Here is a 21,911-nt window from a genome sequence, read left to right on the forward strand (position 1 = left end):
CTTAAATAATTTTCCGATTTTAAAATTTGGTTTTACTTGATGTTAAAATAGTTGGTCTATTTTGCAATTTAGCTGCTATTAAAGCAGCAGAAAAATTGTTTATTGACTATATGGCGGACAAAATGCAGCATGATGAAGTGATTGAAAATAAAATGCCTTTAGTATTGGCGTCGGCATCACCACGCCGTATGGCTTTATTGAAACAAATTGGTATTGAACCAGATCATTTACATGCAGCTGATATTGATGAGACGCCAAAGCGTGGTGAACACCCATTTTATTTGGCAAGGCGCCTTGCATTAGAAAAAGCTCAGAAGGCGGCACAAGTAATACGGTCAATACCACAATATGAAAAAGCGCCAATTATTAGCGCCGATACGGTTGTAGCAGTTGGGCGAACCATTTTGCCAAAGCCAGATAGCGAGGATGAAGCGCGCGAATGCTTGCGCCTTTTATCAGGACGCAGCCATAAGGTTTTTACCGCAGTTTGTGTATTATGTGCCAAGGGTCATCTGCATCACCGTGTTGTCGAAACGCGGGTGCGTTTCAATCGCTTGCCAAAATCAGTGATCGAGGCTTATGTATTATCAGGTGATTGGCGTGGTAAAGCTGGTGGCTATGCTATTCAGGGGCTAGCTGGTAGTTTTGTATTACGCATTGTTGGGTCTTATAGTGCGGTGGTTGGCTTGCCGCTAGCTGAGACGTTAGAACTGCTGCGATCCGTTGGCTATCCTGTTTATGAAAATTGGCGAATGATTTCCTAGCAGAAAGACCTATGCTGGAGCATTTGGTGCAAATAGATTTTAACGGTTGAAAAAAGCCGGCTTAGAATTATCCAAGCCGGCTTTTTTAAAAGAGAATTTCTAATATTTAAAATTAAAATGAGCGTTGTAAGCGAAGCATGCCTTGGAATGCATTTTCGCCTTTCATGCTATTGCGAACGCCAGAGCTTAACAATGAACCAGCATCGCTGTAAATTGCCTTATAACCGTAATTGCTATCCCATTTTGTGTAAGCAATTTCAGGGGTAATTGTTAAGCCAGGGACAATTTGGTGTGAAATATTAGCAGCGGCTGAAAAAGTGCGCTCATCATCATAGCCAGCTTGGAAATTGAAGCTTGTGTTTTTGGTAAATTTGTAGCTTCCGCCACCCCAAACAACCCAATCACCACCCCAGTCACCGATGTTTGAGTTATAAATACGCACTACACTGATATAGTCTTTTTTGAACGCTTTGACAGATGTATCAACTTTGTAGTAATCGTCCATGGATTTATAGCCACCCATAACCCAAACTGAGAACTGATCTGTTACATTAAGATCAAGGCGAAGCTTACCTGCCCATTCCTCATTGCGAGCATCATAGGCCGCAACGGCAGAGACTGCACCCCAACCCTGTTTAAACTTCAAACCACCCAAGACATGCGGTGCGTAATCATCAATTTGCTGGCTCACTACTTTATAGCTTGGATCAGCGATGTATTGGTTAGCAACACTGTCATAATAGCGATGATAGCGAGTACCATTAATATCACTTCCAGAACCTTGCTCAACACCAATAATTGCAGAAAAGCCGTTACCAGAATTATAAGTATAGCTAATCATATTTGTACGGGTAGAACCTTTAGGTGACAATACGTCATCGTTCATGACTTTCCCTAGGTAGCCAGTCCAATGTGCAAAGATCGACTCGTCCATACCAACGCGAAGACCGCCCAGTTCAATATATGCAAAACGCAATGATGTCTTATCGCCTGCTGTACCCCAGTTAGCGCCACCTTGCCACTCTGAACGTAGGTCAATATAAGTGCGTAGTGTTCCAAGTTCAGTTTCAGCTGCCGTATGGAAGCGAAGTGTCGCACGCGAACGCCATGCATAAGTATCGCGTTCAATGCCATCACGCGAGGTTGCATACACATCATCCCCACCCTTTATTTCAGCGCGAACATAGCCTGAAATACGCATGCAGGTTTCAGTCCCTGGAATATAATAATAGCCAGCACCATATGCGTCGCAAACGCGGACATATTCAACCGGTTCAGGTTCAACAGGAACGACAACAGCATCTGCTGCATTTGCTGCGCTATATCCAGCAAATAACGCTAGCGGCACTAGCGGTAAGGTTTTAAGAATTGACATTTATCTCTCCACTGCCAAAATTATTGCAGGGCAAGAATTAGAAAAACAATATTACAGTGCCGTGTAATGAGTGTTACAATAGTATGAAACCATTGGATCTATGGTTCTGTATAAGTGATGCATTGCTTTATGTGTTATTATTGCAACATATTTTTGTTAGAAAATACTAAATATTAAGCGGGAAAATGATAGGCATAGAATCACATACCCAATATTGCCGCGATTAGGACAAATATTCCAAACCTTAGTAAATTTGAAATAAAATGGCATGTACAAATGATTACCCATGTGTAAATCATTATGGTTATTATAAAGGTATCGGGCAAATATAAACTATGCAGCAGCTATTATCGGGAACAAATAATGCCAATCTTTGTATAAAAGACAAAACCGCAAAAGGCTTTTAACCCGTTGCGGTTGTGAAAAACTACTAGTTGATTGATAGCCAGTTTGGAATTTTTAAAATGATCTATCAATATGCTGTATAATTAAAGCATGCTACCTTCTTGTTGCATTTTTGTATGCCATGAAAAGGCTTCTTCAAGTAAATGCGGTGTTTGGCCGCCGCGTTTTACCGCACGATCAAAATAATCCTGCATTTTATCGCGATAGCTTGGGGCAATACAATTTTTGATAATAGTAGCGGCGCGCTCGCGTGGTGCAAGTCCACGTAGGTCGGCAAGCCCTTGATCGGTAACAAGAATATCAACATCATGTTCGGTATGGTCGACATGGGTAACCATTGGCACCACTGATGAAATTTTTCCGCCCTTTGCCAAAGATTTAGTGACAAAGATAGAAAGCGAGGCATTGCGGGCAAAATCACCAGAGCCGCCAATACCATTCATCATATGCGTGCCATTGACATGGGTTGAATTAACATTGCCATAAATATCAAATTCCAAGGCGGTATTAATAGCGATAAGACCAAGGCGTCGAATGACGCCAGGCATATTGCTGATTTCTTGTGGACGCAATATTAGGCGGTCTTTATATTTTTCAATATTATCAAAAACGCGCTGACCGCAGGCTTGGCTTAAGGTAATTGATGAGGCAGATGCAAAAACCAGTTTGCCAGAATCCATCAAGTCAAAGGTCGAGTCTTGCAAGACTTCGCTATACATTTTTAGGTCTTCAAATGGGCTTTGCAAAAAGCCGCTTAAAACAGCATTTGCAATAGTGCCAATGCCCGCCTGTAAAGGCCGCAGTGATTGTGTATAGCGTCCCTTTTTCATCTCATGAATAAAAAATTCAATCAAGTGGTTTGCAATTGCAGCGGTTTCGGTATCGGCTGGCAAAACATTGGATGGACTATCAGGCAAATTACTAATGACAATCGCAGCAATTTTTGCTGGATCAACCTTAATATAATTGGTGCCAATGCGGTCTTCTGGCTTGACGATAGGGATTTGTGTGCGTCCAGGAATTAATTGAGGAATATATATATCATGCAAACCTTCCAAGGCAGGATTGCAGGTCATATTAATTTCAACGATAACTTTTTTAGCTTGCTCCACAAAGCTTGCTGAATTGCCAACCGATGTGGTTGGAATGATACCCCCATCTTCGCGAATAGCTACGGCTTCAACAATGGCAATATCAACAGGTGCTAATTGGCCGGCACGCAATTGCTCAACCGTTTCGGAAAGGTGCTGGTCAATAAACATAACTTCGCCGCGATTAATCGCATGGCGCAGGGTTGAATCTACCTGAAAGGGCATGCGGCGTGCAGTAATCCCTGCATTGCAAAGCAGCCCATCAATATCATGACCAAGGGAAGCACCGGTTAAAAGCGTTATTTTGAATGGATCTTGTTCAGCACGCTTTACCATAGCAAGCGGCACACATTTTGCGTCGCCCGCTCTTGTAAAACCGCTCATGCCAATTGTCATGCCATTTTGAATAAGGTTTGCCGCTTCTTCACTTGACACAATTTTCTGTCTTAAAGCTGCATTACGTATACGTTGGTCATACATGATATTATCTCTAAAATAAGCACGAGGCATTACAAGGACACTGCTTTTATTTATAAAGCAGTGGGCGAAAATTCCTCCCATTTGTATTATTATAACTCTTGCGAGTTAGACAGAAGCCTTTTCCATCTCCTCAAGGATAGACTGTGTCACCAAAACCGGATCTTCGGCTTTGATAATAGGACGCGCTACCACCAAATGGCTTGCACCGGCACGAATAGCATCAAAAGGTGTCATAACCCGCTTTTGGTCGCCATGGTCTGTGCCACTTGGGCGAATGCCCGGAGTAACGAGTGCCATAGTATTACCGATTACTTGGCGCAAAGCCATAGCCTCATTGGCTGATGCGACAATACCACCCATACCAATATCACGTGCTTGTTTTGCCCGTTTTAATACAAGATCTTGCGGTGTATCATTATATCCTGCATCTTTTAAGTCTTGTGCATCCATCGAAGTTAAGACGGTAACGCCAAGCAGGCATAAATCACTTCCCTTTGCCGCTTCAACCGCAGCTTGCATAGCTTTTGGGTAAGCATGAAGGGTTAGCATTGAAACGCCAAGGTTTAAAATACTTGAAACGCCACCAGCGATGGTATTATCGATATCAAGCAATTTCATATCAAGAAAAATTTTCTTGCCATCTTGAATGAGTTCTTTAGCAAATTCCAAACCGCCGGTAAAAGCAAGCTGATGGCCGATTTTATAGAAGGTGGCATTATCGCCAAGGGTCTTGATAATAGCATTGGCTTCACTTACGGTTGCAACATCAAGGCCGACAATAAGGCGATCGCGCATATCCTGCGTCATTATTAACTCCTCTTCATGAGTTTGTTTTTGCATATTTTTTAAACTATTAAAAGCAAAAAATGCACGAATTTCTATAAGCTATGATCACTGTTTTTTGTGACAAAAATTCAGAAAAAAGTGCTCTTTTAGGTTATTATTTATGCCCTTTTAGTTATTAGTTTGATTCTAACAACGCATAGCTATTTAAGGTTTATGTGCGGTATTTTTGACAAAATACTAGCATTACATTGTTTAAGTACGTTTTATATGGGCAAAAGGTGGTTAAGCCTTTGTTGGTCGCATATCAGCCAGAAAGTCTTTTATACGCTGATGACGCGGTGCATTAAAAAACTGCTGCGGCTCTGAGTCTTCCAAAATAGCACCCTTATCCATAAAGATTATGCGGTCGGCAATATTGCGGGCAAATTCCATCTCATGGGTAACCACAATCATTGTAAGCCCTTCCTTGGATAGCCCTGTCATTACATCAAGCACTTCTTTCACCATTTCAGGATCAAGAGCGGAGGTCGGTTCATCAAAAAGCATGACTTTAGGTTTCATGCATAAAGCGCGGGCAATGGCAACCCGCTGTTGCTGGCCACCGCTTAATTGCCTTGGATAAGCATTGGCCTTATCTTCAAGCTGCATGCGGCTTAAAAGTGAGCGTGCATAGCTTTCTGCGTCAGCCTTAGAGGTTTTACGCACACGGCGCATAGCAAGGGTTAAATTATGCAATACGCTCATATGGGGAAATAGGTTAAACTGTTGGAACACCATACCTACATCGCCGCCAAGCTCTAAAACATTTTTGCAGTCTGGTGAAAGGTGGTGACCGGCGATTTCAACCGTGCCGCTTTGACGTTGTTCAAGGCCATTAAGGCAGCGCAATAATGTTGATTTACCAGAGCCTGATGGCCCGCATAAAACAATACGCTCGCCGGATTTTACCGTTAGGCTTATATCATGCAAAATTTGCGTTTTGCCGAAAAATTTAACTAGGTTTTCAACCTTAATCATTTAGAAACCTTCATTTCTTTGCTGATTATTTTGTCAGTCTTGTTCTTGTTTTACTTTTAATTACCACTTAAACGGCCTGATTTTTATTTGGTTCTATGCCCCGTTATTGATGCTGGTAAAAAATAATATTCCAATAATTTAAATATCATCGCGATGATAAAACCAAGGCAGAGGTAAAGAATTGCCGCAGCAAAAAAAGCGTCAAAAGCAGCTGCGCCATTTGACATAAAACTCTTTGCCCTGCTAAATACGTCCATAATGGTTATAACGCTCGCAAGTGAGCTACCTTTTAAAACGATAATCATTTCGTTGCCAATAGTGGGCAAAATATTGCGGTAAACTTGCGGCAATAAAATATCAAAAAGGCGAAAGTGGCTATTTAATCCGAGCGATGTAGCAGCCTCATTCTGGCCTTGTGGTATTTGTCTTAATGCGCCAAGTAATATCACCGCCATGTAAGAGGCTGAATTTAGTCCGATGACAAATATAGCACAATATTTTGCATCATTGAGAATAAACCAAAAAATAGTGTTTTTTTGAATGGCGAGAGCGGAGCTCCATTTACCAAAGAGATTATAAAAAATAAATAATTGGATTAATAATGGGCTGCCACGTGTCATAAAAGTGTAAATGGCGACAGGCCAATAAAAAATGGGCGATTTATAATAAAGTGCTAAAGCAAAAGGCAGTGCCAATAGTTGCCCCAAAAAAAAGGCCGCAACAGTAATGAGTACCGTAAGCTGTAAGCCTGGTAAAATTGAGGTTAAAGTATTGTAAAATGAGTCAAATGACATTGTGGCTACCTCCCTTGTACCATATATTTGTTAATGGATTGAAATAGCAGTGTCGAAAGGACGGTAACGGCAATGTATATTAAAGCTGCAACGATATAAAATTCAGTAAGTAAACCCGAAGAGCCGCCGCCCACAGTTGCTTTTCGCATTAAGTCTTCATAGCTTACAATCGATATAAGTGCGCTATCTTTTAAAATGATAAGCCATTGATTGCCTATAGCGGGCCAAGCCAACATAAATATTTGTGGCATTATTATTTGAAAAAAAGTCGTCATACGGCTAAGGCCAAGGCTCGTTGCTGCTTCTTTTTGGCCCGCCGGAATGGAAATTAATGCACCGCGCAATATTTCAACAAAATAGGCCGATGAAACAGCCCCAAGAGCGCATATTCCGGCAACAAGTCCATTAATCTCTATATAGCTTGTAGAAAATTTATTTAATAGTTGTGTTCCACCAAAAAAGAATAAACAGATAACTAAAACTTCGGGTATGCCACGAATAAACGCAATGTAACTTGCAATTAAAAAACGAATAGGCGCAGGTGAAATATTCCAAATAAAAGTAATAAAAATTGCTATAAGAAATCCAAGAAAAAAACCACCTATTGAGATTTGCAGGGTTACAATAAGCCCCTGCATTAATTGGGGAAAATAGGCTATAATAGCAGACATATGAAAATACCAGAATTTGCACTTTATAAAAAATCTTGCGCAGTCTTATATGGTTTAAAAAGAATATGGAACCATAAAGGGTAATAATTATTGCAGATGGGTGAAAAAACAAGCTTTTCCACCAAAGTGGTACTTCAAAACCGTTTTTGAAATAGGCATATTTGCGCTTTGGCTGTTGTTTGACGTAACAGGTGCTTATGATGTGCATTTAATTTAATGATAGGTGGGACAGTATGACAAAATTCAAGCAAGTTGATGTTTTTACAACAAAGTCATTTAAAGGAAATCCCGTTGCTATTGTAATGGATGGACAGTCATTGCAAACACAGCAGATGCAGGAAATAGCCAATTGGACAAATTTATCTGAAACAACTTTTGTGTTACCCCCAAAAAATCCAAAGGCGGATTATGCATTGCGTATCTTTACGCCGGTGCAAGAATTACCCTTTGCTGGGCACCCTACAATTGGTACAGCTTATGCTTTGCTTGAAGAAGGTCTTATAAAACCGAAAAATGGTGGTTTAATCCAAGAATGTGCAGCTGGGTTAATTGCGCTAACTGTTCATGAGACAGATGATGCGCCAATTATTTTTTTTCAATTACCAAAACCAAAACTGACAGCACTTGATAGCGATGAGATCGATCAGTTGGAAATCATGCTAAATTGCGCAATTAATCGCGAATTACCACCAATACTAGTTGATGTTGGTGCGCGTTGGATTGTGATGAATACCTACAATGTGCGAAATGTTTTAGCTGCGCAACCAGATTTTTCGCGATTAGCAATTCATAACAAGGCCATGCAGGTTACTGGCATATGTATTTATAGTGAGTGGGGGCAAAATCACATAGAAGTGCGCTCTTTTGCGCCCGCATGTGGAGCTAATGAAGATCCCGTTTGCGGCAGTGGTAATGGTAGTGTGGCCGCTTTTATTCGTCATTATGGTAAATCATCAAAATTTGAAAGAACTATAAAATCTTCACAAGGAAGAGTTCTTGAGCGCGATGGTATAGTCTATTTGAGGATAACTGATGAAGAGATTTTGGTGGGGGGCAGTGCTGTAACATGTATAGAAGGCGAGATAAATTTGCCAAAATCTAAAAAGTGATTGGTTGATTGATGACCGTCTATATTTTTATAAAATACATTGAACTATTTTATTCATCACGTGCCTATTGGAGTAAAACCCTTATAACAATGATACTTTAATGAAAAAATATGTTTCCATATGCAAAAAATGTTTACGAATTAAGATATTTTTTTAAAAATATTTCTTTTTAAGCAAATTATTCTATATAGTCTTTAATAATAGCAAAGCGCGTTCTTTGAAAATTTTGCAATTGCCGCCACAAATAGGCTCTGGTTTAAAGTGAGGGTAATTATGCGCAAGATTCTAACATTAGCTACTGTTATAACTGCATTATGGGCAACACCGCTCAAAGCAGAAGATCAAAAAATTCTCAATGCTTCTTATGATATTTCTCGCGAACTTTATAGCAAAGTCAATGAGGCTTTTGTTCCACTTTATAAAAAAGAAACCGGCATTGATCTCACTATCGATCAATCCCATGCTGGATCGTCAAAGCAGGCAAGATCAATTTTGGAAGGTTTGGAAGCCGATGTTGTTACCTTTAATCAGGTAACTGATATTGATATTTTGGCAAAGGGTGGTTTTGTTGATAAGGACTGGCAAAATAAATTTCCCAATAATGCGTCGCCCTATTATTCTTTTCCCTCTTTCTTAGTGCGTGCAGGTAACCCAAAGAACATCAAAAATTGGGATGATTTGGTGCGCGATGATGTAAAAGTTGTATTCCCAAATCCAAAAACATCCGGCAATGCGCGCTATACCTATCTTGCCGCCTATGCATTTGCCAAAGAAAAATTTGGTGATGATGAAAAAGCTAAAGAATTTGTAAAAAAATTATTTGCCAATGTGCCTGTTTTTGATACCGGTGGACGCGCAGCAACTACCACTTTTATTGAACGTGATATTGGTGACGTACTGATTACCTTTGAAGCAGAAACACTAAATATTGCTCGTGAATTTGGCACAGATAAAGCTGACGTTGTAACGCCGGAAGTAAGTCTTTTGGCAGAATTTCCTGTCGCGGTCGTTGATCGTGTTGCTGATAAGCGTGGTACCCGCAAAACGGCAGAAGCCTATTTGAACTTTTTATATTCTGCACAAGGGCAAAAAATTCTTGCAGAAAACGGAAACCGCGTCAATGACCCAAAGGTTCAAGCAGAGTTTAAGGATACATTTCCTAAAATTCGTCTTTTAACCGTGAGTGAAGTGTTTGGCTCTTGGGATAAAATTCAAAAAGAGCATTTTGCTTCAGGGCAAATTCTCGATCAGCTTTATGAGCAACGCTAAGTTTGATCTATCCTATAATTAACTTGTAAACCATGTGCTTTAACCGCATGGTTTTCTGTTTAACCAAAAGGCGGATAAATAGCCTTTTTGCGTAAGCTTTTTCTAAAAAATACAATAAAGGACTGAAACGTGAAAAAGCAGGTTCTACCCGGTTTAAAACTCTCGCTTGGTATTACGCTCATTTATGTTGCACTCATTATTGCGTTGCCTTTGCTTGCTTTGATTATGAAGGCCGCAGGTTTAGGTTTGGCGGATTATTGGGCTATTATTTCAGCACCGCGTGCGGTTGCAAGCTATATGGTAACGGCGCTTTGCGCGCTAGCGGCAACAATTTTTAATGTGTTTTTTGGTTTGGCTCTGGCTTGGGTCTTGGTGCGCTACGAATTTCCGGGCCGCCGCTTGCTTGATGCAATTGTTGATTTGCCTTTCGCTTTGCCAACCGCAGTTGCTGGTATTGCCATCACTACTTTTTTAACCAAGGGCTGGTTTTATGAGGGGCTTTTAAAACCGCTAAATTGGCAGATTGCTTATACGCAATTAGGTATTATCATTGCTATGGCTTTCACTAGCCTGCCTTTTATTGTGCGTACCGTGCAGCCAGTACTCGAAGAACTTGATCCAGCCTTGGAAGAGGCTGGCCAATCCTTAAGCGGAAGTGATTTTGAGGTGTTTTTTCGCGTTTTGTTGCCGCAGCTTTACCCCGCCTTATTGACCGGTATGGCACTTTCTTTTGCGCGTGGCCTTGGTGAATATGGTGCTATTATCTTCATTTCAAGCAAAAAGCCGTTTGAAAGCGAAATTACAGCTTTGCTTATCACTATTCGTCTTGATGAATATGAATATGGTGCGGCGGCCGCCATTGCCTCTGTTTTGCTTATCACCGCTTTAGTCATGTTGGTTATTACCAATATATTGCAAAGCCGCGCTTCGCGTTATTTGGCAAGGAGTTGAGTATGGCACAATCTAAACATAAGCATCATGCGCGCATTGGCGAAGTGCCGCTTATTCGTTATAGTTTACTCACTATAGTGCTTATTATCACAGTTATTTTTCTTATAGCGCCGCTTTTTGTTATTTTGCAGCAGGCCTTTTCAGCTGGCTTTAGTGCTTATCTTGCGGCTTTAACCAGTGCTGATACTTTGCATGCTATTTTTCTCACCATGATAACTGCAATAATTGTTGTGCCTATTAATATGGTCTTTGGTGTAATGGCAGCGTGGGCCTTAACCAAATTCACCTTTCCCGGGCGGCGCGCACTTATTGTGTTGATCGAAGTACCGTTTTCTATTTCACCCATTGTTGCAGGTACCGCTTATCTTTTTGTCTATGGGTTGCAAGGCTTTTTTGGTGAATGGTTACAAGCTCATGATTTGAAAATCATGTTTGCCTTGCCCGGTATTGTGCTTGCTTCAATGTTTGTGACTGCACCCTTTGTTGCGCGTGAGCTTATTCCATTGATGCAAGTACAGGGTAGAGATCTAGAAGAGGCAGCAACATCGCTCGGTGCTGGTGGTTTACGAACCTTTTTTAGCGTGACATTGCCTAATATTAAATGGGCGCTGCTTTATGGTGTTATTTTATGTAATGCCCGTGTCATGGGTGAGTTTGGTGCAGTGTCAATTGTATCGGGTAATATTCGCGGACAAACCAATACATTACCGCTACAGGTTGAGCTTTTATACAATCAATATGAAACAGTTGGAGCTTTCGCAGCTGCATCCATTTTGACATTGCTTGCAGTCATTACCATCATTGCCAAAATTATGGTCGAGCGTCTTGGTGCAGGGCGACAACATCTTAACCAACAAAAAAATATCACATCACAAAAAGTCAAAGCGGCACATTGAGGTTGAAATGAAAATTACCCTAAAAAATATAGAAAAGAAATTTGATAATTTTCATGCAGTGCATAATCTTTCATTAGATATTAAAAGTGGCGAGTTGATTGCCCTGCTTGGGCCGTCAGGTTCGGGTAAAACCACTTTATTACGGATGGTTGCTGGTTTAGAATTTGCAGATAATGGCCATATTTATTTTGGCGAACACGATGCCACCAATATTCCTGTGCGTGATCGCGGTGTTGGTTTTGTTTTCCAACATTATGCGCTTTTTCCTCACATGACAATTTTGGAAAATATTGCCTTTGGTATGAAAACCAAACGCGCGAAAAAGCGTAGTCACTTTGAAATCGAAAGGCGAGCCAAGGAATTATTGCAGCTTATCCAATTGGAGGGCTTAGCGGACCGTTTTCCAGCACAATTATCGGGCGGGCAAAAGCAGCGTGTGGCTCTTGCACGTGCTTTAGCGGTTGACCCTAAAGTTTTATTGCTTGATGAGCCTTTTGGGGCATTAGATGCCAATGTGCGTAAAGATTTGCGTCGCTGGCTGCGTGAAATCCATGATGAACTTGGTATAACTACATTATTTGTAACCCATGATCAGGAGGAAGCGTTGGACCTTGCTGACCGTGTGGTTATTTTGAAACAAGGCAATATAGAACAGCTTGGCACGCCTTATGATGTTTGTAATAATCCACAATCAGCCTTTGTGATGAAGTTCTTAGGTGATACCCATATTTTACCGGTTAAAATACAGAATGGTTATGCAAAGCTTGATAATCTAAATCTTGATGCAAGTGGCTTGCCAAATGGTGACGCACAATTATTCCTTCGCCCTGATGATCTTAGTTGGGGTGGTGAAGTAGGGCAGGGGGATAATGCTTTGTCGGTTACGGTCACGAAAATTATGGATAGGCCGGGCCGTCGACGTTTGGTGGTTAAAACCAATGATGAGCACGTTTTAGAACTGGATGTACCGGCCGAAACAATCATAAATGAAAAGCAGCAGGGCTTAGTCATCATTAAGCGTACACAGTTTTTTGTAGCCTGATTTGAATATTAATAGTTTTGTTCATTATATTAAAAAATAGCGCAGAATTGTGCCAGAGTTGCGTTTATACTAGTTGGTAATTGATTAAGCGATAAAAAGGAAGATTATTGCAAGCTATAGATTATATTAAATTTGCCGAGATAGTTCGCAGATGAGGCTTTGTTTGTAGAGTTTTGCAACAGCTAATTGTTTAAATTAGCGTAGTTTTTCGCTGGATGTAAGTGATCTTGCAGACTACAGGCAATAAATTATGTATTTTATGACAATAAGCTAATCAAAATCATAATTATATAAATTACTGTAATTTGCAAAAAAAACTAAGATCTTTAGGTTATAAGTTGCGCATTCTTTTTTATAATTGTTTTATAAGAATGTATTACAAATTTAGCGAGTTTCATGTTGAAGTGTATATTATCTTAAAGTCTTTTACCTCACTTATTAGCGGTGAAACAGCTTAATTAGCGATTGAAAAACAATTATATAGTTTTTTATGTTTTTCGCCCTTGGGCAAGTTATTGTAAAAAAGGGGTTGTTTAAATTATAAAATCTGGTTTTCTATCACTCACAGGGAGTTTTGATTATTACAATCAGAGGGAGTGAGTCATGGGCATTAAATCAAATTCTATATCATTGGAAAGCTACTGGATGCCATTTACGGCTAATCGGCAGTTTAAAGACAGCCCAAGAATGTTGGCATCTGCCAAAGGCATGTATTATGATGATATTGATGGCAATAAGGTTGTTGATGGAACATCGGGGCTATGGTGTGTAAATGCTGGGCATGGTCGAGTTGAAATAGCAAGCGCGGTTGAGCAACAATTATTGACGCTTGATTATGCACCAGGTTTCCAAATGTCGCATCCAATTGTGCATGATTTAGCAAATCGCTTGGTAGATATTGCACCAGGTGGCAAGCAATCTGGCTTAAATCACGTGTTCTTCACCAATTCTGGATCTGAATCAGTTGAGACCGCATTAAAAATTGCTATCGCCTATCAACGCTCGATTGGGCAAGCTACGCGAACGCATGTCATCGGCCGCGAAAAAGGCTATCATGGGGTTGGCTTTGGCGGAATTTCGGTTGGTGGCTTAGTTAATAATCGCCGCGTATTTCCAAAAATTCCGGCAAGCCATATGCGCCATACCTTAAATATTGAAAAGAATGCCTTTTCGCGAGGGCTTCCCAAATATGGTTTGGAATTGGCAGAGGATCTTACTCGTATAATTGAGCTTAACGGCCCCGAAACAATTGCAGCTGTAATTGTTGAGCCAATGTCGGGGTCTGCTGGTGTTATTTTACCACCAAAAGGCTATTTAGAGCGCTTGCGTGAGATCACTCAAAAACACGGCATCTTATTAATTTTCGACGAGGTTATCACTGGATTTGGGCGGCTTGGTACACCATTTGCTGTTGATTATTTTGGCGTTGTGCCAGATATAGTCACTTGCGCCAAGGGGTTAACCAATGGTGTCGTACCAATGGGTGCTGTTTTCGTACAGCAAAAAATATATGATGGCATGATGATAGGCCCTGAAAGCCAGATAGAATTATTTCATGGTTATACCTATTCTGGCCATCCTGTTGCTTGCGCCGCTGCTCTTGCGACGTTAGATATTTATGCAAAAGAAGATTTGTTCGCGCGTGCCGCTGGCCTTGCACAATATTGGCAAGATAGTGTTTTCTCGCTGCAAGATTTACCTAATGTCATTGATATTCGCACCATTGGTCTTGTGGCTGGAATTGAACTTTCTAGTCGTGAAGGTGCACCATCACAGCGTGGTTATGAAGTTTTTGTTGATTGTTTCAATCATGGTGCATTGGTGCGGCAAACCGGTGATATTATTGCACTTTCACCACCGCTAATTGCTGAAAAAAGCGAAATTGATGAGATTATCGCTAAATTGGCCGATGCCATTAAACGGGTAAAATAGCCAAGCTCCTATTATAATCTGAGGCAGCAGATTATAATAGAGCACATTTTTATTGCTAAGACGATAATGTGCACATTTATTTTGAGTCAGACTCTTAATAGAAAAAATTAGTTGTAAGCAATAAAAATGGAAAGCAAAATTGGGGCAGCTTACCCAGTTTTAGCTTTCCCTTTTTTATGTTTTCACTATTGCCAAGTCACTCATTTAAAGTCATTTCATTTAAATGAATAGGTTGTGCCTTTAAGGCAATAGTGATGATATGAGTTTTTAAACTGCTATGGTTACAAATTTCATATCAAGATAGGCATTGATAGCCTCTGAGCCACCCTCAGTGCCATAACCGGAATCGCGTATGCCGCCAAAAGGTACTTCTTGCAAAGCAAGACCATTATGGTTGATGCTGGTCATGCCAGCATTAACGAGGCTGCTTAAAGCATGGACGCGGGCAGCTGATTTGGTAAAGGCATAAGATGCAAGTCCATAGCGTAGGCGATTAGCCTCGTTAAACATCTCATCGTCCTTTTGATAGCGATTGATAATTGCAATTGGCCCAAAGGGTTCTTCATTCATAATGTCAGCAGAAGTTGGCACATCGGTGATAATCGTTGGCTCGAAAAAGTAGCCCTTATTACCAATCCGTTTACCACCCAACAGCACCTTGCCCCCTTTTGCAATTGCATCTTGTAGCATGTTTTGCATGGCTGGTATGCGTCGTTCATTAGCGAGAGGTCCCATATCGACACCTTGCTCCAAGCCATTGCCAACATTAACCATTTTTGCGGCTAAGGTAAATTTTTCGACATATTCATCAAAGACATTATCTTGCACAATGAAACGCGTTGGTGATGCGCATACTTGGCCTGCATTACGAAATTTCGACGCGGCCATTGTACTGACAGCGGCATCAATATCTGCATCATCAAAAACAAGCACTGGTGCATGGCCACCAAGCTCCATAGTTGCTTTTTTCATATGCTGGCCAGCAAGGCTTGCCAAATGTTTGCCAACCGCTGTTGAACCAGTGAAAGAGATTTTTTCAATAATCGGATGGGCAATAAAAAACTCTGATATTTCCGCTGGCACGCCAAAAACCAGTGCAATAACACCAGCAGGTACGCCTGCATCAATAAAACAATTTATCATTGCAGCAGGCGAAGCGGGCGTTTCTTCTGGTGCCTTGATAACAATACTGCAACCAGCAGCTAATGCTGCTGATAATTTGCGCACAACTTGATTAATTGGAAAATTCCAAGGCGTAAAAGCTGCAACTGGCCCAACTGGGCGTTTAATTACCATTTGGGTTACATTAAGGCTGCGTGCTGGGATAATTTGCCCATAGGTACGACGCGCTTCTTCGGCAAACCAATCAATAGTATCAGCAGCGCCCATGACTTCCATCTTGGCTTGGGCTGTGGGCTTGCCTTGTTCGCGGGTCATAAACCAAGAGATTAATTGGCTACGCTCGCGCAATAATTGCGCTGCCTTGCGCATTATTTTAGCGCGATCCAAAGGCGATATATTTTTCCAAATCTCAAAGCCCTTGGCGACCGATTGTGCTGCAATTTCAAGGTCATTTTTTGAAGCAACACTGACATGGCCGATAATCTCTTCCGTTGCCGGATCAATAACCGGCATTTTTTTATTCCCTTCACTTTCGCACCACTTATTATCAATTAACAAAAGTGTATCGGGATATGGGCCTTGCATTCGTTTCCTCCGCTATGAAAACCTATTTTCATTTGCCATAATTTGTCACGGAAAAATCCAACAAAGTCAATATTTGAAAATATCAATTTTGGGTTCTGCAATAAATGTATTGGTTAAACAGTCCTAATCCTTGAATAAAATAAAGGCATTTTTGATAAACAGCTATGCTCTCTATCAAAAATGCCCAACCTAATCTTACTTTACCTAATTTACTTCAATTGACTATCTTTACTGCCGCGGCGATTATAGGTGCTTTGAATTTTATTTGTTTTTTCATGTTCTGCCTGACATGCAATACAAAACTTTACACCTTTTAAAGCCAGCCTACGTTTTTCTGGAATCGGCTCATCACATTCAACACAAAAATACTCACTTTCACCATGTGGCAAATTCTGCCTTGCTAGCTGTAAAGCATCATCAAGGCTTGCATCAACCTGCTCTTGAACTGCACCGTCCGAGGTCCATCCACCAGCCATTCAACACTCCTTTTAGATAATTATTCGTTTAAAAATATATAATTATTGCAAGGGCCTAATTCAAGTTAGCAAGGGGAGGGAAGGTCAATCCAATCTATAAAAAATTCAATAAAAAGTGATGGGTGGTTTAGCTTGGTTTGATGGGTTAACTCCAATGAGCAAAAGGATCATCTAGTTTTTGCCATTCAGAAAAATTAAAATTATCGTCCGCAATGAGGCAATCATCAAGGCAGATTCGCAACATTTTTTCATCCATTGGATCACAACCAATAAAAACAATTTCTTGCCGCCTATCTCCCCATATTGGATCCATTTTTTCTGTCATCATTTCACGCCATTGAGGATTTTCTGGCCATTTGTTTTTTGGTACCGAAGACCACCAACGTCCATATCTTTGGGTGCGCATTTGCGCGCCGGCTTGGCTGATTTCTCCAACAAAATCCGGCCGTGTTGCCAACCAAAAAAAACCTTTGGCACGCACAACGCCCGGCCAAGAACTATTTAGAAAATTTTGCAGTTTTTGCGGATGGAATGGTCGGCGCGCACGATAGACAAATGAGCGAATACCATATTCCTCGGTTTCTGGAATATGGTCTTTAAAGCCATAAAGTTCTTTGGCCCAAAGTGGGTGATCTGCTACCTTATCAAAATCAAATAGTCCTGTATTTAATAGCTTATCGGGTGCAATTTCACCAAAATTGGTTTCAATTATTTTTGCATCAGCATTTAACGAGCGGATAATGGTTTTAGCAAGCTGGAGATTTTCTTGGGCGGCGCTAGCAATTTTGTTCAACACAATAATATTTGCAAATTCAATTTGATCGACCAAAAGGTCAATTAATGTTCGTTCATCATTGTCGCCAGCAGTTTCACCCAAATCCGAAAGACGCTGACTGTTAGAATAATAATGTAATAAATTAGCCGTATCGACGACGGTCACCATAGTATCTAAGCGTACAAGGTCGGAAAGGCTTTTGCCATCTTCATCTCGCCAGTCAAAAGTTGCTGCAACTGGCATTGGTTCTGATATGCCGGTTGATTCAATGAGCAAATAATCAAAGCGGTTTTGCTTGGCCAAACGCTCGACTTCAACCAGTAAATCTTCACGCAAGGTGCAGCAAATACAACCATTGGTAAGCTCCACCAACTGGGCATCAAGGCGTGAAAGACTACTTGCTTCATCACCGCTTAAATCTGCTCGGATAAGCTCGGCATCAATATTTATCTCGCTCATATCATTGACGATAATGGCAACCTTTAAATCCTTGCAATTATTTAAAATATGGTTGAGCAAGGTGGTCTTGCCAGCACCCAAAAAACCCGACAAAACCGTAACAGGTAAACGGCGATCTTGGCTCATTATATACTCCAATTCAAAACGATGTGAAAACCGAAATTAATAAAAAAAAGTGTAAAAGCATCTGTTGCCAACCATCAAAGATGGTGGCTTAAAATTATTTGTCCCTTTTGATATTTTCAGTTATGCAATTTAATAGGATATGTAATGTAATAACATTACATTGTCCAGTAGTTTTTTATAGTTCTAAACTGCTTTGTAAGTTTATAAATTATCTTTAAACTTATGCGGTGATGAATCGATTCAAAAACTGAGGCTAAATTTAAGCTCAGCTTATGACAAATTTTTGCAATAGTTTTTTCGAAACTCCTCGAAAATATTCATATTTTTCAGCGATTCTTCTCACATCTAATCTTTAGGTTTTCACCAAAATTTCCCTATACCATTTTGTTCAAAATAAGTGATCCTGACCCAAATCTTGAAAGAATCTCATCATATAATGAGCAGGTTTTATAGAGCCGCCATAATTAAATCATAATCCAATTATATCTGTTAAAGTACTTTGTGATACAAAGTTCATTTTAATAGAAAGTTAGAATGGCTTATGAGTTGCTAACATCGGTTTTTTAAAAACAGCCGTAGCAATAAGGCATAGCAAACTTAGTATAATAGTATTTGACGGGGTAATCATGGGAGATCTTGATAAAGCACTTGCCGATATTTCCTTTATTCGCCAACAAATGGCAACGGCAAAGGAATTTCGTGGACTTGGCCCAATGACAATGGCGCTCACTGCTATTCTTGCATTTATTACCGGCGGTTTACAATTTATGTTTCCTCAGCTTGCCGCCACGCCCTTTGCCTTTTTTAGCAGTTGGATCACCACGGCAATCATAGCAACGCTTTTAGTCGGCGGCGAAATGATTGCGCGTTCAAGGCGTCACCATCAAGGCATGGCTGATGAAATGGTGCTTGCTGCCATGAGTCATTTATTACCTGCTGGTATTATCGGTGCCTTACTTTTAACTGCCTTTGCCTTTTATGCACCTGATCTATATTGGTTATTGCCACCTTTATGGTTGATACTGGTTGGTTGTTGCCTTTTTGCAGCTTTACGAATTTTACCGTCATCGCTTGCCCTTGGTGCTGCCACTTATGTGATTTTGGGCTTTGTTACTTTTATTTTTACTGCGTCATCGCGTGATTTATCACCACTTTCCATGGCTTTGACCTTTGGTGGCGGCCAAAGTCTTATGGCTTTATTGCTTTATTCCGCAAAGGGGAAAAACAATGCCTAACTCATCATCGGCTCCCTTTTCTTATGACAATCTTGACAAAATTATCCATGAGCGCGCGCGCCTTGCCATTTTAACCTCGCTAAGTGCCCATGATAGTTCGATGAAATTTGCTGATCTTAAAACATCTTGCGGTCTTAGTGATGGCAATCTAAGCCGCCATTTACAGGTATTGCAAGACGCAGGCCTTGTTGAAATAGATAAATATTTTGACAAATTACGCCCCGTTACCACCTGTAAAATGACGAAAGAGGGGCAGCAACGCTTTTTGGATTACATTAATATTCTTGAACAAATTATTCGTGATGCCGCCCTTGCGCGTCAACACATCCCAAAAGGCTTAAAACCCGCAACGCCCTAAATCTTTGTTCCTTTTTCAAAGCTTATTTAACTTCTTATCTCTTGGTGCTTACGCCGAGCAGGTTCCCCGTATTCTTTTTCTAGAAATATATCATTAACCACCCATTTTTAGGTAATTATCATGCATCATGACTTCATTGATTTCAAAAATAAAAAGCCCCTCCATGTTGCGATTATTATGGATGGCAATGGCCGCTTTGCAACACGGCAAGGCTTACCACGTTCTTATGGCCATTACCAAGGCGCAGAAGCCGTTCGTAAAGCATTTATTCATGCAAAAAATCTTAATATCAAAACATTAACGCTATTTGGTATGTCAACGGATAATTTTAAACGTCCAGCCCAAGAAGTTGAAACCATGATGGATATTTTCACTCTGTTTCTGTTGGCTGAGACAGAAAATCTTATAAACCACGATGTGAAGCTTACCGTCATTGGCATGAGGGAGCGGTTACCAGAAAAACTGCTTTTGGCAATTGACCATGCTGAAAGCCAAACAGCTCATTGCGGGGGCGTTCATATGCGTATAGCCATTGATTACTCATCACGTGACCAGATTTTAAAGGCGATAAAAACTCTTGATAATAAGCAAGATCTTAATCGCGACCTTTTTCACCAAGCATTGACTGGTAGCCAAGAAATTGGCGATGTTGATCTTGTTATACGCACTAGCGGCGAACAAAGATTATCTGATTTTTTACTGTGGGAAAGTGCCTATGCAGAATTATGGTTCACTCAAAAGATGTGGCCGGAGTTTGAACCAGAAGATTTGGTTGAAGCTGTAAGCTTTTTTCACAATCGTGAGCGCCGCTTCGGACTTGTTGGACAAGATTCGTTAAAAATAGTTTCCAGCTACCAACAATTAAACACATAAGTTGAGTTATATCTTTGAGGGAAACGTTAATAATTCACCGAATAATAATCGAAAAATTGGTAGCGGAGGAGGGATTCGAACCCCCGACACAAGGATTATGATTCCTCTGCTCTAACCTACTGAGCTACTCCGCCAAATCAACATCGTTGTCAATTTCGCTGTCGGTGGCGTGGATATAAAGGGCAAAAATTAATCTGTCAAGCATTGTTTATCGCTTTATCTCTTGTCATATGACGATAAGGCGGATATTGAAACAATATTGTTAAAGGAATGGATTGAAATGTCGCCACGCGTAGCAGTTTTAGGATGCGGTTATTGGGGGAGTAACCATATTCGCACTTTAAAGGGCCTTGGTGCATTGGCCGCGGTCTCTGATGCTAATACCGACCGCGCTGAGGGCTTTGCAGCAGAACATGATGTCGAGGCAATTGCCATTGATGATTTGTTCACTCGCCCCGATATTGATGCGATTGTTATGGCATTGCCGCCGCAATTCCATGCACAAAATGCGATTCGCGCTGTTGAAAATGGCAAAGATGTGCTTGTGGAAAAGCCCATCGCCCTTAATGTGGAAGATGCTGAGCGTGAAGTTAGAATCGCCGAAGAGAATAAACGCATTTTCATGGTTGGCCATGTTTTGCGTTTTCATCCAGCCTTTGAAAAACTCATGGAACTCGTCAATTCGGGCGAATTGGGTGAAATAAAGTATATTCACAGCCACCGTATGGGGCTTGGTAAATTCCACACGGAAAGCGATGCTTTATGGGATCTTGCGCCCCATGATCTTTCAATGATTCTTGCTTTAACTGGCTGTGAGCCATCAGAGATTCGTGGCGAAGGTGCAGCGATTATTGACCAATTATCAGATTTTGCTCATGTGCATATGGTATTCCCCAATGGATTACGCAGCCATTTGGTAGCATCACGCCTTAATCCTTATCGGGAACGGCGCTTGACTGTTGTTGGTACCAAAGCTATGGCCGTGTTTGATGATGTTGAACCATGGGAGCGTAAACTTGGTATTTATCGCTTTGCAGTTTGGCAAGATAATGGCCAATGGGCATTTACTGCAAATGAGCCTGAATATCTTGCGGTCAATGAGGGCATGCCCTTAACCCGCGAATTGCAGCATTTCTTGCATTGCATAGAAACGCGCAGCGAGCCGCGGACCAATGGCCATGAAGCAATTGCAGTGCTAAAAATTCTAACCGCTGGTAGCGTTAATCATAGTGGCGCTAAAACTATGCGTGATTTGCTTTAGGTCGTTTTTGGCTTCATTATAAATTATTCGTTCAACAGCTGTTACAGTTGTTATCAATC

Annotated in this window: 20 protein-coding genes and 1 tRNA gene; 11 read left to right on the top strand and 10 right to left on the bottom strand. The window is 40.9% G+C overall.

Annotated elements, in window-relative coordinates:
* Window positions 1-122: 122 nt before the first annotated feature.
* On the top strand, window positions 123-764 hold the full coding sequence (locus N5852_RS04220) for a Maf family nucleotide pyrophosphatase (protein ID WP_262099168.1): 642 nt from the start codon (window positions 123-125) through the stop codon (window positions 762-764).
* 112 nt (window positions 765-876) lie between these two features.
* Here the strand turns inward: N5852_RS04220 and N5852_RS04225 are convergent, their stop codons facing one another.
* The 6 genes from N5852_RS04225 to N5852_RS04250 all read right to left on the bottom strand — a co-directional run bounded on the left by N5852_RS04225 (window position 877) and on the right by N5852_RS04250 (window position 7,383).
* Window positions 877-2,139, bottom strand: coding sequence for a porin (locus N5852_RS04225; RefSeq protein ID WP_262099169.1), 1,263 nt, complete (start codon window positions 2,137-2,139; stop codon window positions 877-879).
* A 488-nt stretch (window positions 2,140-2,627) separates the two neighbouring features.
* Complete coding sequence (locus N5852_RS04230; RefSeq protein WP_262099170.1) at window positions 2,628-4,115, bottom strand: succinyl-CoA:acetate CoA-transferase ScpC; 1,488 nt, start codon at window positions 4,113-4,115, stop codon at window positions 2,628-2,630.
* Between the two features lie 105 nt (window positions 4,116-4,220).
* Window positions 4,221-4,922: an orotidine-5'-phosphate decarboxylase gene (gene pyrF / locus N5852_RS04235; RefSeq protein ID WP_262099171.1), complete on the bottom strand. Its 702-nt coding sequence runs from the start codon at window positions 4,920-4,922 to the stop codon at window positions 4,221-4,223.
* Window positions 4,923-5,183: 261 nt separating this feature from the next.
* Window positions 5,184-5,918: an amino acid ABC transporter ATP-binding protein gene (locus N5852_RS04240; RefSeq protein WP_262099172.1), complete on the bottom strand. Its 735-nt coding sequence runs from the start codon at window positions 5,916-5,918 to the stop codon at window positions 5,184-5,186.
* Window positions 5,919-6,001: 83 nt separating this feature from the next.
* The gene (locus tag N5852_RS04245; RefSeq protein WP_262099174.1) at window positions 6,002-6,712 is read right to left on the bottom strand and encodes an ABC transporter permease subunit; all 711 of its coding nucleotides are present in this window, start codon (window positions 6,710-6,712) and stop codon (window positions 6,002-6,004) included.
* A gap of 5 nt (window positions 6,713-6,717) precedes the next feature.
* Window positions 6,718-7,383 (bottom strand): amino acid ABC transporter permease, encoded by a 666-nt coding sequence (locus tag N5852_RS04250; RefSeq protein WP_262099175.1) that lies wholly within the window; start codon window positions 7,381-7,383, stop codon window positions 6,718-6,720.
* 233 nt (window positions 7,384-7,616) lie between these two features.
* Between N5852_RS04250 and N5852_RS04255 the strand changes: the two genes are divergently transcribed.
* From N5852_RS04255 to N5852_RS04280, 6 genes are all read left to right on the top strand, one after another.
* Complete coding sequence (locus tag N5852_RS04255; RefSeq protein ID WP_262099176.1) at window positions 7,617-8,492, top strand: PhzF family protein; 876 nt, start codon at window positions 7,617-7,619, stop codon at window positions 8,490-8,492.
* Window positions 8,493-8,765: 273 nt separating this feature from the next.
* Window positions 8,766-9,761, top strand: coding sequence for a sulfate ABC transporter substrate-binding protein (locus N5852_RS04260; protein ID WP_262099177.1), 996 nt, complete (start codon window positions 8,766-8,768; stop codon window positions 9,759-9,761).
* A gap of 129 nt (window positions 9,762-9,890) precedes the next feature.
* Window positions 9,891-10,712, top strand: a complete 822-nt coding sequence (gene cysT, locus N5852_RS04265; RefSeq protein ID WP_262099178.1) for a sulfate ABC transporter permease subunit CysT — start codon at window positions 9,891-9,893, stop codon at window positions 10,710-10,712.
* A 2-nt stretch (window positions 10,713-10,714) separates the two neighbouring features.
* Entirely contained in the window at window positions 10,715-11,608 is an 894-nt protein-coding gene (gene cysW / locus N5852_RS04270; RefSeq protein ID WP_262099179.1) for a sulfate ABC transporter permease subunit CysW, read from the top strand.
* A gap of 7 nt (window positions 11,609-11,615) precedes the next feature.
* Complete coding sequence (locus tag N5852_RS04275) at window positions 11,616-12,650, top strand: sulfate/molybdate ABC transporter ATP-binding protein (protein ID WP_262099180.1); 1,035 nt, start codon at window positions 11,616-11,618, stop codon at window positions 12,648-12,650.
* A gap of 603 nt (window positions 12,651-13,253) precedes the next feature.
* The gene (locus tag N5852_RS04280) at window positions 13,254-14,582 is read left to right on the top strand and encodes an omega-aminotransferase AptA (protein WP_262099181.1); all 1,329 of its coding nucleotides are present in this window, start codon (window positions 13,254-13,256) and stop codon (window positions 14,580-14,582) included.
* Between the two features lie 267 nt (window positions 14,583-14,849).
* Here the strand turns inward: N5852_RS04280 and N5852_RS04285 are convergent, their stop codons facing one another.
* From N5852_RS04285 to N5852_RS04295, 3 genes are all read right to left on the bottom strand, one after another.
* Window positions 14,850-16,289, bottom strand: coding sequence for an NAD-dependent succinate-semialdehyde dehydrogenase (locus N5852_RS04285; protein WP_262099182.1), 1,440 nt, complete (start codon window positions 16,287-16,289; stop codon window positions 14,850-14,852).
* A 209-nt stretch (window positions 16,290-16,498) separates the two neighbouring features.
* Window positions 16,499-16,765 carry a DksA/TraR family C4-type zinc finger protein gene (locus N5852_RS04290; RefSeq protein ID WP_262099183.1) on the bottom strand — a complete coding sequence of 89 codons (267 nt, stop codon included), beginning with the start codon at window positions 16,763-16,765 and terminating at the stop codon, window positions 16,499-16,501.
* 145 nt (window positions 16,766-16,910) lie between these two features.
* Window positions 16,911-18,125 (bottom strand): GTP-binding protein, encoded by a 1,215-nt coding sequence (locus tag N5852_RS04295; RefSeq protein WP_262099184.1) that lies wholly within the window; start codon window positions 18,123-18,125, stop codon window positions 16,911-16,913.
* Between the two features lie 626 nt (window positions 18,126-18,751).
* Here N5852_RS04295 and N5852_RS04300 point away from each other — a divergent pair.
* From N5852_RS04300 to uppS, 3 genes are all read left to right on the top strand, one after another.
* Window positions 18,752-19,360: a hypothetical protein gene (locus N5852_RS04300; RefSeq protein ID WP_262099186.1), complete on the top strand. Its 609-nt coding sequence runs from the start codon at window positions 18,752-18,754 to the stop codon at window positions 19,358-19,360.
* Window positions 19,353-19,718: a winged helix-turn-helix domain-containing protein gene (locus N5852_RS04305; RefSeq protein WP_262099188.1), complete on the top strand. Its 366-nt coding sequence runs from the start codon at window positions 19,353-19,355 to the stop codon at window positions 19,716-19,718. Before N5852_RS04300 ends, N5852_RS04305 begins: the two co-directional genes overlap by 8 nt.
* 120 nt (window positions 19,719-19,838) lie before the next feature.
* Window positions 19,839-20,591: a polyprenyl diphosphate synthase gene (gene uppS, locus N5852_RS04310; RefSeq protein WP_262099189.1), complete on the top strand. Its 753-nt coding sequence runs from the start codon at window positions 19,839-19,841 to the stop codon at window positions 20,589-20,591.
* 57 nt (window positions 20,592-20,648) lie between these two features.
* Here the strand turns inward: uppS and N5852_RS04315 are convergent.
* A tRNA-Met gene (locus N5852_RS04315) sits at window positions 20,649-20,725 on the bottom strand.
* 146 nt (window positions 20,726-20,871) lie between these two features.
* Between N5852_RS04315 and N5852_RS04320 the strand changes: the two genes are divergently transcribed.
* Entirely contained in the window at window positions 20,872-21,852 is a 981-nt protein-coding gene (locus N5852_RS04320) for a Gfo/Idh/MocA family protein (RefSeq protein WP_262099190.1), read from the top strand.
* The last annotated feature ends 59 nt before the right edge of the window (window positions 21,853-21,911 follow it).

It is taken from the genome of Bartonella sp. HY328 (assembly GCF_025449335.1).
In the GTDB taxonomy this organism is placed as follows: Bacteria; Pseudomonadota; Alphaproteobacteria; order Rhizobiales; family Rhizobiaceae; genus HY038.